The organism is Amycolatopsis sp. NPDC001319 (assembly GCF_042896185.1).
GTDB lineage: Bacteria > Actinomycetota > Actinomycetes > Mycobacteriales > Pseudonocardiaceae > Amycolatopsis.
Genome location: NZ_JBIAWY010000008.1, coordinates 371378 through 383359, shown reverse-complemented (window position 1 = coordinate 383359; position 11982 = coordinate 371378). Strand labels below are relative to the sequence as shown.

The 11982-nt window shown below is 70.7% G+C and carries 11 protein-coding genes; 7 read left to right on the top strand and 4 right to left on the bottom strand.

All coding sequences use genetic code 11. The features are described 5' to 3' along the window. Positions 1–138 precede the first annotated feature (138 nt). Complete coding sequence (locus ACFY1H_RS30560; protein WP_366585408.1) at positions 139–366, top strand: three-helix bundle dimerization domain-containing protein; 228 nt, start codon at positions 139–141, stop codon at positions 364–366. A gap of 1 nt (position 367) precedes the next feature. Here ACFY1H_RS30560 and ACFY1H_RS30555 read toward each other — a convergent pair whose 3' ends face one another. The 4 genes from ACFY1H_RS30555 to ACFY1H_RS30540 all read right to left on the bottom strand — a co-directional run bounded on the left by ACFY1H_RS30555 (position 368) and on the right by ACFY1H_RS30540 (position 3332). Then, positions 368–1162 carry an SDR family NAD(P)-dependent oxidoreductase gene (locus tag ACFY1H_RS30555; protein WP_386951987.1) on the bottom strand — a complete coding sequence of 265 codons (795 nt, stop codon included), beginning with the start codon at positions 1160–1162 and terminating at the stop codon, positions 368–370. Between the two features lie 52 nt (positions 1163–1214). Then, the gene (locus ACFY1H_RS30550; protein WP_366585404.1) at positions 1215–1919 is read right to left on the bottom strand and encodes a histidine phosphatase family protein; all 705 of its coding nucleotides are present in this window, start codon (positions 1917–1919) and stop codon (positions 1215–1217) included. Between the two features lie 73 nt (positions 1920–1992). Further along, positions 1993–2508: a GNAT family N-acetyltransferase gene (locus ACFY1H_RS30545; protein WP_386951983.1), complete on the bottom strand. Its 516-nt coding sequence runs from the start codon at positions 2506–2508 to the stop codon at positions 1993–1995. Positions 2509–2594: 86 nt separating this feature from the next. Next, positions 2595–3332 carry a FadR/GntR family transcriptional regulator gene (locus ACFY1H_RS30540; protein ID WP_366585400.1) on the bottom strand — a complete coding sequence of 246 codons (738 nt, stop codon included), beginning with the start codon at positions 3330–3332 and terminating at the stop codon, positions 2595–2597. Between the two features lie 205 nt (positions 3333–3537). Between ACFY1H_RS30540 and ACFY1H_RS30535 the strand changes: the two genes are divergently transcribed. From ACFY1H_RS30535 to ACFY1H_RS30510, 6 genes are read left to right on the top strand one after another with little or no spacing between them, the layout of a single operon-like run. Next, positions 3538–5151 (top strand): ABC transporter substrate-binding protein, encoded by a 1614-nt coding sequence (locus ACFY1H_RS30535; protein WP_386951979.1) that lies wholly within the window; start codon positions 3538–3540, stop codon positions 5149–5151. A 19-nt stretch (positions 5152–5170) separates the two neighbouring features. After that, positions 5171–6130 carry an ABC transporter permease gene (locus ACFY1H_RS30530; RefSeq protein WP_366585396.1) on the top strand — a complete coding sequence of 320 codons (960 nt, stop codon included), beginning with the start codon at positions 5171–5173 and terminating at the stop codon, positions 6128–6130. Next, positions 6130–8097, top strand: a complete 1968-nt coding sequence (locus tag ACFY1H_RS30525; protein ID WP_366585394.1) for a dipeptide/oligopeptide/nickel ABC transporter permease/ATP-binding protein — start codon at positions 6130–6132, stop codon at positions 8095–8097. Before ACFY1H_RS30530 ends, ACFY1H_RS30525 begins: the two co-directional genes overlap by 1 nt. Further along, positions 8094–9059: an oligopeptide/dipeptide ABC transporter ATP-binding protein gene (locus ACFY1H_RS30520; protein ID WP_386951975.1), complete on the top strand. Its 966-nt coding sequence runs from the start codon at positions 8094–8096 to the stop codon at positions 9057–9059. The genes ACFY1H_RS30525 and ACFY1H_RS30520 overlap by 4 nt, the downstream gene beginning before the upstream one ends. Next, positions 9056–9985 (top strand): dihydrodipicolinate synthase family protein, encoded by a 930-nt coding sequence (locus ACFY1H_RS30515; protein WP_386951972.1) that lies wholly within the window; start codon positions 9056–9058, stop codon positions 9983–9985. The genes ACFY1H_RS30520 and ACFY1H_RS30515 overlap by 4 nt, the downstream gene beginning before the upstream one ends. Further along, the gene (locus ACFY1H_RS30510; protein WP_386951969.1) at positions 9986–11977 is read left to right on the top strand and encodes a beta-galactosidase; all 1992 of its coding nucleotides are present in this window, start codon (positions 9986–9988) and stop codon (positions 11975–11977) included. Positions 11978–11982 lie beyond the last annotated feature (5 nt).

Here is an 11982-nt window from a genome sequence, read left to right as displayed (position 1 = left end):
GCGTCGCCTGAATTTCTACCACCTGGTCAAAATTGACACCAGGCGTTTGCGAGAGGTCCACACGTTCGCCCGCCCGTTTGAGGAGAGCCCGCGGCGGGCAGCAGTCACCAGGGGCCGAAACCACGGAAAGGGACGGCGATGACCCACCAGGGCATGGACGACTTGATGGTGAAGGGTGAAGAGGAGAGTTTCTCCGCGCTGAAGTCACGGCTCGTCGACGAGTACGGCAGCGCGCGCGAACCCGAGATCAACCGCACGATCACCGCGCAGCGCCGCCACTTCGACGACGCCGGCGTGCGCAGCTTCCTGCCCGTCCTCGTCGAGCGGCAGGTGCGCGACCGGCTCGGTGAGCCCCAAGGGCGCTGACCTACGGGAGGATCGAGTCGACGTACCCGCCGTCGACGCGGAGGGCGCCGCCGGTGGTGGCGGAGGCGAGCGGTGAGCTGAGGTACACCACGAGGTTCGCGATCTCCTCGGGCTCGATCAGCCGCTGCAGCAACGACTGGGGGCGGTGGGTCTTCATGAACTCCCGCTGCGCCTGCTCCCACGGCAGGTTCTTGTCCACGAGCTGGTAGACGAAGTCCTCGACGCCACCGGTGTGCGTGGGGCCGGCGATCACGGAGTTGACCGTGACGCCGGTCCCCGCCGCCGCTTTGGCGAAGCCGCGCGAGACGCCCAGCAGGGCCGTCTTCGACATGCCGTAGTGGATCATCTCGGCGGGGATCACCACGGCCGAGTCGCTCGCGATGTTCAGCACGCGGCCCCAGCCCTGCTCGGTCATCGCGGGCAGCGTCAGGCGCGTGAGCCGCACGGCCGCGAGCACGTTGACCTCGAAGTAGCGCCGCCAGTCGTCGTCGGTGATCTCCAGGGGCTCCTGCGCACCGAAGATGCCGAGGTTGTTCACGAGGACGTCGACGCGCCCCGCGCGGTCGAGGACCTGGTGCGCGCCTTCGTCGGTGGTCACGTCGCCGGCGCCCGCCACGAACTCCCCGTCGGGCACCTGGGTCCCGAGTTCCTCGATCGCCTTCGCGACTCCGGCGCCGCCGCGCCCGTTCACCACCACGCGCGCGCCCGCCTTGGCGAGGCCCGCGGCGATCGCCGCGCCGATCCCCTGCGTGGAACCGGTGACGAGGGCCGTCCTGCCGTCGAGGTCGAGCTTCATGGGGTTTCCTTCCGCTCGGGTGATCTTCGGAGCCCATCATGCCCGCGCCGGCTCAGCTCAGCAGGGCGGCCAGGTGGCCGGTCTCCTGCGCGAGAGTGACGTGGAAGGCGCCTTCGAGGTCGCGTTCCCAGGCGGTGACGGAACCGTTGGGGACGTCGGTGCGCGCGGCCGTGACCAGCAGTTCCGGCTCCGGGACGGACTCCAGGACGTACCGCAGCGCGAACACCGTCATCTCGTGCGCCACGAACAGCACGCGCAGGCCCGGCGTCTCGGCGCTCAGCTCCGCGAGCAGCGACCGAACCCGCAGCACGACGTCGGCCCAGGACTCGCCGCCGGGCGGCCGGTAGTAGAACTTGCCGAGCCGCTCCTTGCGGCGCAGTTCGTCCGGCAGGCGTTCGGCGACGCCGTGACTGGTGAGCAGGTCGAGCACGCCCAGCTCCCGGTCGCGCAGACGCTCGTCGACGCGCAGCCCGCCGGGGACCTCCACGCCGCGTTCCTTCGCGACGGCCAGCGCGAGCCGCGCCGTGTCCAGGGACCGCAGGTACGGCGACGCCACCACGAGCTCGGGCGGATCCGTCGCGAGCCACTCCCCCACCGCGTGGGCCTGCCGCACGCCCAGCTCGCTCAGCGGCACATCGGCGTCGCGCTCGGCGATGTCGATGACCTCGTGGCCCGCGGCCTCGGCGGCCTCGCGGGCGACGTTGCCGGTGCTCTGGCCGTGGCGTACCAGGCCCACCCAGTCCAGTCGTGTCGTCACAGGTCCTCAGTACCCGAAACGCGCCGGTTTCACAGCAGCACCGGGCCCCACGGCGTGTCACGAGGCCGGCTGGTCACAGGTCCTTGCGGTACACGAGGAAGTCGCACTCCGTCGCCAGCAGGGGCGCCAGGTGCGGGTAGGCCTCCTCGATCGTCGACTTCTCCTCGAGGCGGTAGCCCAGGCGCGTGTACCAGGCGGCGAGGAACGCCTTCGACGGGTGCGTGAACGACCGCGGCACCAGCAGCTCGAGCTGCATCCGCCGCCGGCCCAGCGCCCGGCAGCGGTTTTCGGCGAAGCGCACCAGCTCACGCCCGATGCCCGCGCCCTGCAGCCGCGGCGCGGCGGCCAGCAGGCCGAACTCGCCGACGCCGTCGGCGACCGTCCGCACGCGCACGCAGCCGACCACGCAGTCCGCCTGGCGCGCCACGGCGATCTCGCCGGCCGCGACGAGGCCCGCCACCTCGGCCGCGCTCGTCCGGTCCGCCTCGCCCGCCCACAGGCCGGCCTCGGCGGTCGCGTACACGGCGTTCACCAGGGCGGCGACTTCGGCCGCGAGCACCGCGTCGGCCGCGGCGGAGTGCGGCAGCATCTCGACCTCGACTGCGTCCAGGGCGCACCTCCTCGTCGGCCGCCCAGTGTACGAACCGATCAACGCCCGGCCGCACTGCCGACGAGCTACGAGTTCACCGCCGCGGAATCGGCCTCCACCGGCCGCGCCTCGCCGAACCCGCCGTATCGGCCGGCCTTCGCGCGCTTGCGCACTTCGTCGAAGTGCCGGTGCACGGCTTCGGCCGCGGCGTCGCCGTCTCGGGAGACCAGGGCGTCGACGATCACCTGGTGGCGCTTCGCCGTGCTCGCCGCCGACGACACCGGCCCGCCGAGCTCGCCCTCGGCCGCGCGGTAGACGTCCCAGAACAGCCCCGTGAGCTCGCGCGCCAGGTCGAAGCCCGCTTCGGCGCAGATGAGGTCGTGGAACTCCCGGTCGGCGACCGCGGCGTCAGGGCCTTTTCGGCGCATCCGCGCGACGCAGGCCTCCAGCTCGGCGATCAGCTCGGGGCGGTGCTCCAGGGCGACCCGCCGGGTCAGCTCCGTCTCGATCATCTCGCGGACCTCGAGCAGGTCGCGCAGGCGCCCGGCGTCGCTGGCGCCGCGAGTGCGCGTGCGGAACAGCAGCCACGTCTGCAGCGCCTCGGAGCCGGCCGAGCCGACGAAGGTGCCGTAGCCGTGGCGGATCTCGACGATGCCGAGCGCCTGCAGCGCCTTGATCGCCTCCCGGATCGAGTTGCGGCTCACGCCGATGTCTTCCATCAGGCTGAGTTCCGTGGGCATCGGCGCGCCCGGCGGGAGGTCGCGGTCGATGATCAGGTCGATGATCCGCTTGGTGATCTCTTCACTGCGTTGCGGGCGCGCCAAAACAGTCTCCCCGGATGTTTCTTTCCTTCGCTGGCACGTCGCCATCGGAGGACATCCTACGTCATACCTCGCCGATCTCGGCCCGGCGGCGAAAAGCCGGGTCCCCTTGACCGGTACCCGGAGGAGTTCTAGGGTTCGGCGCAGTCATAGGACGTCCCACGTCCTATGACCTCTGGTGGGCGAAACACACAGTCAGGAGACACCGATGTCCCGAACCGCCATGGGGACCGGCCCCTCGTTCGACCGGCGCACGCTGCTGCGCTACGCGGGCCTCGTGGGCGCCACCGCCGCCTTCTCCTCGACGCTGGCCGCGTGCGGCGGCCCCGCGTCGACGAACAAGACGGGCAGCTCCACCGACTCCCTCACCGCAGTGATCGGCTACGGCAACAACCAGTCCTGGGACCCGTTGCAGACCGCCTCGGCATTCTCCATGGCCGCCATCCTGCACAGCTACGAATCGCTCGTCGAAGGCGACCCCGTCACGCGCGCCCCGTTCCCCGGCCTCGCGAAGGCACTGCCGGCCGACGTGAGCGGCACCAGCATCAAGTTCGAGCTGCGCGACGGCGCCAAGTGGCACGACGGGCAGCCCGTGACCGCCGACGACGTGGTGTTCACCTACGCCCGCGCCCTGGACGCGAAGGAGAACGTGCTCATCCACAGCTTCTTCGCCCAGTGGCTGCAGGAGGTGAAGAAGGTCGACGACCACACCGTCGAGTTCGTGCTGAAGTTCCCCTTCCCGTACGCGCTGCAGCGGATCCAGATCTGCAAGATCCTGCCGAAGCACGTGTACGAGAACAACTGGCCGCTCGCCGCGGGCGGCAAGGTCGTGGGTTCCGGGCCGTACAAGGTCACCGAGCAGGCGCCGCTGTCGCACACCTCGTTCGAGAAGTTCGCGGACTACAACGGCCCCCGCCCCGCCGCGTACCAGAAGATGCTGTGGAAGTCCATTGTGGACTCCGCCCCGCGCGTGGCCGCGATCTCGGGCGCGAAGCCCGACGCGCAGATCGTGGAGAACATCCCGGCCGCCAACGCCGACCAGCTGCGCAAGGCCGGGCGCACCGTCGAGTTCGCCGACGGCGGCAACAACCTGTACCTGATGTTCAACACCGCCCACGCGCCCTTCGGCGACAAGCGCGTGCGCCAGGCGCTGCACTACGCCATCGACAAGAAGAAGATGATCGACATCGGCCTGCGCGGCACCGGCACCGCGGGCACGTCGTTCATCAACCCGAAGCTGCCGCAGTCGCAGCCGGCGTCGCAGAGCTTCACCTACGACCCGGCGAAGGCCAAGCAGCTGCTGGCCGAGGCCGGCGTCAGCAACCTGAAGATCGCGCTGTCCACCACCAACACCTCGCTCGTGCTCGACTGCGTGAAGGTGATCAAGGAGGGCTGGGACGCGATCGGCGTGGAGACCACTCTGGACTCCCAGGACACCAAGGCGCTGTTCTCCAAGCTGGACAACGGCAACGACTTCCAGGTCGTGTCCACCACGAACAACCCGATGCAGTTCGGCAACGACCCCGACCTGCTCATCCGCTACTACTACGACGCGCAGTCGCTGATGATGACGAAGTACGCGCGCTGGAACAACGCCGACACCCAGGCCCTGCTCGGGCTGCAGAACCAGGCGGCCGCGGAGCCCGACGAGACCAAGCGCAACGGGCTGTACAAGCAGCTGCTGGACCTGATCTCCGAGCAGGCCGTGATCTACCCGATCGTGTTCACCCAGCTCGGCACGGCGTGGGACCCGACGGCGATCACCGGCGTGCGCGCGCAGGGGTACCCCGGCATCTACCTCAACCAGGCCAAGCCGGTCTGACGCGGGAGGACCACCCACCGTGATCGTCGTCGTGCGGATGCTGGCCTCTCGCATCCTCGCCCTGATCCCGCTGCTGCTCGGCGTGATCCTGTTCGTGTTCATCGTGATGCAGTTCTCCCCCGTGGACCCGGCGCTCGCCGCGTTCAACGGGGCGAACGCGACCGAGGCGCAGCTGGAGCAGTTCCGCCAGGCCAACGGGCTGCTCGATCCCCTGCCCCTGCAGTACGTGCACTTCGTGTGGCACCTGCTGCAAGGCGACTTCGGCACCAGCGTGATCACCAAGGAGCCGGTGGGCCAGACCATCGCCACCGCGCTCCCGCTCACCGTGCAGCTCACGCTGTTCGGGCTCGTGATCGCGCTCGTGCTCTCGGTCGTGCTCGGTGTGACGTCGGCGCTGTTCCGCGGCCGCTGGCCCGACCACCTGATCCGGGTGGTCACGCTGGCGGGCGTCGCGGCGCCCGCGTTCTGGATCGCGCTGCTGCTCGTGCAGTGGCTCGCCGTGGGCAAGGGCCTGTTCCCCACCAGCGGTTACGTGAGCCCGGCCGACTCGGTGTCGGGCTGGCTGAACTCGCTGACGCTGCCGGCGATCTCGCTGTCGCTGCCGGTCGCCGCGCAGCTCACGCGCGTGATCCGCACGTCGATGGTCGAGGAGCTGGACAAGGACTACGTGCGCACGGCCCGCGGCGGCGGCCTGCCGCCCGTGGTCGTGGTGGGCCGCAACGTGCTGCGCAACGCGCTGGTCAACCCGCTCACCGTGCTCGGCCTGCGCGTGGGCTACCTGCTCGGCGGCGCGGTGGTGATCGAGACGATGTTCGCGCTGCCCGGCATGGGCCAGAACATGATCCAGGCCGTGCAGGACGGCGACACGGCGAAGGTCCAGGGCTTCGTGATCACCATCGCCGTGGGCTTCGTGCTCGTGAACCTCATCGTCGACGTGCTCTACCTCATCGCCAACCCGAGACTGCGGAGCCACTCCTGATGCGCCCCGTCCTGCACGCGAACCTCACCGACCGGCTCTCGCGGCCCGGGGTGCGGTTCCGGAAACTCCCGCCCACGTCGTGGCTCGCGCTCGGCCTGCTCGTGGTGCTCGCGCTCGTCGCGATCCTCGGCACGCTGCTGGCAACGCACAACCCCGACGCGCTCAGCACCGACACCGGCGGCCCGAGCGCCGAGCACTGGTTCGGCACCGACCAGTCGGGCCGCGACATCTTCTCGCGCCTGGTGGCCGGTACGCGCTGGTCGCTCGCGATCGGCCTCGGCGCCACCGTGCTCGCGCTGATCGCGGGTGTGGTGATCGGCTCGTTCGCCGCGACGTCCGGGCGCAAGACCGACGCCGTGGTGATGCGCGTGATGGACGTGATCATGGCGTTCCCCGGCATCGCGCTCGCCGCGGTGCTGGTGGCCGTGTTCGGCCGCGGCATCCTCGTGCTGATCCTCGCGATCGGGTTCCTCAACATGGCCCCGGTCGCGCGGGTGGTGCGGGCCAACGTGCTCGCGCAGTACGGCGAGGACTACGTGGCCGCCGAACGTGTGCTCGGTGCGAAACGGCTGTTCATCCTCGCCCGCCACGTCGCGGTCAACTGCGCGGCGCCGATCCTCGTGTACTGCACGGTGACGGTGGCCGACGCGATCGTGTTCGAGGCGTCGCTGTCGTTCATCGGCGCCGGCATCCAGCCGCCCAACCCGTCGTGGGGCTCGGTGCTGGCCGACGGCAAGGACCTCGTGCTGACCGGCGGCTGGTGGGCCACGTTGTTCCCCGGCCTGCTGATCTTGATCACGGTGCTGGCGCTCAACATCCTGTCCGAGGGGATCTCCGACGCGTGGGCCGCGCCTTCGGCCCGCAACGCGAAGGCCGGCGAGGTCGCCAAGAAGATCGAGGCGGAGAAGGCGGCCGAGAACACCGCACCGGTGCTGCCGCTCGCGGGCCTGCTCGAGGCCGGCGAACGGCTGGCGGCCAAGGCCCGGGACCTCACCGGCCGCCGGGCCGTGCTGGAGGTCAAGGACCTCGCGATCAGCTTCCCCGACCGCCACAACGGCGTGAACGTGGTCGACGGCGTGTCCTTCACCGTGCGGTCCGGCGAGGTGCTGGGGCTGATCGGCGAGTCGGGGTGCGGCAAGTCGCTCACCGCGCTGTCGATCATGGGCCTGCAGCCGGCGGCCGCGCGGCTGTCCGGGGAGGTCCTGTTCGAGGGCGCCGACCTGCTCACCATGAAAGCGGGTACGCGGCGACGCCACCTCGGCCACGACATCTCGATGATCTACCAGGACGCGCTGAGCTCCCTGAACCCGGCGATGACGATCCGCGCGCAGCTCAAGCAGTTCACCCGCCGCGGCGGCACGCGCACGCCGCAGGAGCTGCTGGAGCTGGTGAACCTGGATCCCGGCCGCACGCTGCGGTCCTACCCGCACGAGCTGTCGGGCGGACAGCGCCAGCGCGTGCTGATCGCCATGGCCCTGTCGCGCAGCCCGAAGCTGATCGTGGCCGACGAGCCGACCACGGCGCTTGACGTGACCGTGCAGGCGCAGATCATCAAGCTGCTGCTGCGCCTGCAGGAAGAGCTCGGCTTCGCGCTCATCCTGGTGTCGCACGACCTGGCGCTGGTCTCCGACGTCGCCGACCGCGTGGTCGTGATGTACGGCGGGCAGGTGGCCGAGACGGGTGCCACGGCGGAGGTCGTGGGCTCGCCGCGGCACCACTACACGCGCGGGCTGCTGTCCGCCGTGCTGTCGCTGGAGGAGAACGAGGCCACGCTCACCCAGATCAAGGGCGTCGTGCCCGCCCCGGCGGACTTCCCGCCCGGGTGCCGGTTCGCCGACCGCTGCCCGGCCGCGCGCGGCCACTGCTTCGAGGTGGCGCCGGAACCGGAAGGGAACGGCCACCTCGTGGCTTGCCACTACCCCGCCGAACGCACGACCCCGGCCGTCGTGGAAGGAGCCCAGGTATGACGCTGGTCGAAGTCGACGGCGTGCACGTGGTCCACCGCGTCCGCGCGGCGAGCCTGTTCGGGAGCGACAACGTCTACGCGCTCACCGACGCGGACCTGGAGATCGCCGCGGGCGAGACGGTGGGCGTGGTCGGCGAGTCCGGCTGCGGCAAGTCCACGCTCGCCAAGGTGCTCGTCGGGTTGCAGAAACCGACCCGGGGCACCGTCCGCTACGGCGGCAAGCCGCTGTCGGGGCTGCGCCCGGGCGAGCTGGGCCGCCAGGTCGGCATGGTGTTCCAGGACCCCGCCACGGCGCTCAACCGGCGGCTGCCCGTCGCGAAGATCCTGCGCGACCCGCTCGACGTGCACCACGTGGGCACGCCCGCCGAACGCGCCGAGCGCGTGCAGGAGCTGATGGGCCTGGTCGGCCTGCCGAGCAGCGTCGCGGACGCGTTGCCCGCGCAGCTTTCCGGCGGGCAACGCCAGCGCGTGGCCATCGCGCGGGCGCTGGCGCTGCGGCCGGCGCTGTTGGTGGCCGACGAGCCGACGTCGGCGCTCGACGTGTCGGTGCGCGCGCAGATCCTCAACCTGCTCATCGACCTGCGCGAGAAGCTCGGTCTCGCCATGGTGTTCGTGTCGCACGACATCCAGACCGTGCGGCGCATGAGCGACCGGATCGTGACGATGTACCTCGGCCGGATCGTCGAAGAAGCCGCGGCCGAGGACCTGCCGGGCGACGCACGGCACCCGTACACGCGGGCGCTGTTCTCGGCCACGCCGAGCCTGCTGCACCCCGTCGAGCCGATCGTCCTCAGTGGACCCGTGCCCTCGGCGACCGCGCCGCCGAGCGGCTGCGCGTTCCACACCCGCTGCCCGAAGGCCACGGCCGAGTGCGCGTCGGCGCTGCCGCCGCTCACCGAAGCCGCCGGGCACAGCTACCGCTGCATCCACCCAGAGATCACCACCGGAGTGAACGCCTCATGACCGCGACGAAGTTCGCCGGCATCATCCCCCCGCTGTGCACGCCGTTCAACGACGACTTCACCGTGGACACCGACTCGCTGCGGCGCCACATCGAGTTCCAGCTCGACGCCGGCGTCCACGGTATCTTCGTGCTCGGCTCGTCCAGCGAGGTCGCCTTCCTGCCCGACGCACAGCGCCGCGTGACGATCGAGACGGCCGTGGACCACGTCGCCGGCCGCGTGCCGGTGCTGGCCGGCTGTATCGACATGACGACCTTGCGCGTGGCCGAGCACGTGAAGACCGCCGAGGAGGCCGGCGCCGACGCCATCGTCGTCACCGCCCCCTACTACACGCGCACGCACGTGGCCGAGATCGACCGCCACTTCCGGCTGCTGCACGAGAAGACGGCACTGCCGATCTTCGCCTACGACATCCCCGTGGCGGTGCACACGAAGCTCGACCGCGAGCTCGTGCTGAGCCTCGCGGCCGACGGCGTGATCGCCGGCCTGAAGGACTCCAGCGGCGACGAGGCCGGCTTCCGCTACGTGCTCAAGGAGCGGCGCGAACGCGGCCTCGACACCTTCGCCGTGTTCACCGGCTCGGAACTGCTCGTGGACTCCGCGCTCGCGCTGGGCGCGGACGGCGCGGTGCCCGGGCTCGGCAACGTCGACCCGGTCGGCTACGTGCTGATCCACGACCACGTCCGCTCCGGCAACCCCCACGCGGCGCGGCGCGAGCAGGACCGGTTGCTGACGCTGTTCACCATCACCGACGTCGCGCCGCCGAGCCGGATGGGACGCGGCTCGGCGGCGCTCGGCGCGTTCAAGGCGTCGATGAAGATGCGCGGGTTCATCGACAACGCCGTGATGGCGCCGCCGCAGCTGCCGCTCAACGGCGACGAGCTGCTGCGCATCAAGGAGAAGCTGGCGGAAGCGGGGCTGCTCTAGATGGACCGCGTCTACTACGGCGGCGACTACAACCCGGAGCACTGGTCCCCCGAGGTGTGGGACGAGGACCTGAAGCTCATGGCCGAGGCGTCGGTCTCGATGGTCACGGTCGGGATCTTCTCCTGGGCGCAGGTGGAACCGCGGCCCGGCGAGTACGACTTCGGCTGGTTCGACACGGTGCTGGACAAGCTCGCGGCCGGGGGCGTGGACGCGTGCCTGGCCACCATGACGGCGTCGCCGCCGCCGTGGCTTTCCCACCGCCATCCCGAAATCCTGCCCGTGCGCGTGGACGGGACCCGGCTTTCGGCGGGAGCGCGGCAGCAGTTCTGCCCGTCGAGCCCCGTGTACCGCGAGCACGCGGCCCGGCTGGTGGAGCAGGTGGCCACGCGGTACGCCGGGCACCCGGCGCTGAAGATGTGGCACATCGGCAACGAGTTCGGCTGCCACATCCGGGCGTGCTACTGCGACGTCTCGGCCGCCGCGTTCCGCGAGTGGCTGCGCGAGCGGTACCAGAGCGTCGAGGCGCTGAACGCGGCCTGGAGCACCACGTTCTGGTCGCAGCGTTACGACGACTGGGCCGAGATCGAGCCGCCGCGCGTGGCCCCGACGTTCCCGAACCCCGCGCAGCAGCTGGACTACCATCGCTTCTCCTCCGACGCGTCGCTCGGCTGTTACCTCGCCGAGCGCGAGGTGCTTTCGCGGCTGACGCCGGACGTGCCGGTGACGACCAACTTCGTCGGCCTGGTGCAGAAAGCGCTCGACTGGCATTCCTGGACACCGCACGAGGACGTGGTGAGCCTGGACTCCTACCCCGATCCCTACGATCCGCGCGGGCACGTCGAAGCGGCGTTCGCCTACGACCTCGTCCGGTCCACGAAGGACGGACAGCCGTGGCTGCTGCTGGAGCAGGCCCCGAGCGCGGTGAACTGGCGCACGCGCAACGGCCCCAAGCCACCGGGCTCGATGCGGCTGGGCAGCTGGCAGGCCGTGGCGCGCGGCGCCGACGCCGTGCTGTTCTTCCAGTGGCGCCAGACCGCCGGCGGCGCCGAGAAGTTCCACTCCGCGATGGTGCCGCACGGCGGGCGCGACACCCGCACGTACCGCGAGGTGGCCGACCTCGGCCGGGAGCTGGCGTCGGTGCCGCAGCTCGCCGGCAGCCGCGTGAAGGCCGACGTCGCGATCCTGCACGACTGGAACAGCTGGTGGGCCCTGGAGCTCGACTCGCACCCGTCGGACGACCTGCGCCAGCTCGACGCGCACCTCGCGCACTACGCGCCGCTCTTCGACGCCAACGTGACGTGTGACGTCGTGCGCCCGACCTGCGAGCTGTCCGGGTACAAGCTCGTGGTGGTGCCGAACCTGTACCTGATGGACGCGGGCGTCGCGGAGAACCTGCGGTCCTATGTGGCCGGTGGCGGGCACCTGGTGGTGTCGTTCTTCTCCGGCATCGTCGACGAGAACGACCGCGCCTACCTCGGCGGGTACCCGGCGCCGTTGCGGGACGTGCTGGGCTTGAAGGTCGACGAGTTCCGGCCGCTGCCCGAGGGCGGTTCGATCGGGCTCTCGCTCGAGGGGTCTTCCGCCACCATCTGGTCGGAGTGGGTGGAGACCGAGGGCGCGGTCGTGGTCGCGACCTTCGGTGAAGGTGAGCTCGCGGGCCACCCGGCCGTCACGAGGAACCCCTTCGGCGCCGGCGTCGCCTGGTACCTCGCCACCCGGCCCGACGCGGCCGCGATGCGCGCGTTGTTCGACCGGATCACCGCCGAGGCCGGGGTTTCACCCGTGCTGCCCGGCCTGCCCGAAGGTGTCCAGGCCGTGGTCCGGCACGGCGCCGAGGGCCAGTACCTGTTCCTGCTCAACCACGGCGCCGAGGCGACGACGGTCACGTTGCCCTCGCCCGCGCCCGATCTGCTCACCGATCCCGGCCGCCCGACGGAAGCGGTGCTCCTCGCGCCGCGTGGGGTGGCCGTTCTACTGGGGAGTTTCACTTAGCCGAA

What these genes read in the sequence shown, in the direction of transcription:
- ACFY1H_RS30560 (WP_366585408.1), top strand. Translation starts at nt 139, where the DNA reads ATGACCCACCAGGGCATGGACGACTTGATGGTGAAGGGTGAAGAGGAG.
- ACFY1H_RS30555 (WP_386951987.1), bottom strand. Translation starts at nt 1,162, where the DNA reads ATGAAGCTCGACCTCGACGGCAGGACGGCCCTCGTCACCGGTTCCACG.
- ACFY1H_RS30545 (WP_386951983.1), bottom strand. Translation starts at nt 2,508, where the DNA reads ATGCTGCCGCACTCCGCCGCGGCCGACGCGGTGCTCGCGGCCGAAGTC.
- ACFY1H_RS30535 (WP_386951979.1), top strand. Translation starts at nt 3,538, where the DNA reads ATGTCCCGAACCGCCATGGGGACCGGCCCCTCGTTCGACCGGCGCACG.
- ACFY1H_RS30525 (WP_366585394.1), top strand. Translation starts at nt 6,130, where the DNA reads ATGCGCCCCGTCCTGCACGCGAACCTCACCGACCGGCTCTCGCGGCCC.
- ACFY1H_RS30520 (WP_386951975.1), top strand. Translation starts at nt 8,094, where the DNA reads ATGACGCTGGTCGAAGTCGACGGCGTGCACGTGGTCCACCGCGTCCGC.
- ACFY1H_RS30515 (WP_386951972.1), top strand. Translation starts at nt 9,056, where the DNA reads ATGACCGCGACGAAGTTCGCCGGCATCATCCCCCCGCTGTGCACGCCG.
- ACFY1H_RS30510 (WP_386951969.1), top strand. Translation starts at nt 9,986, where the DNA reads ATGGACCGCGTCTACTACGGCGGCGACTACAACCCGGAGCACTGGTCC.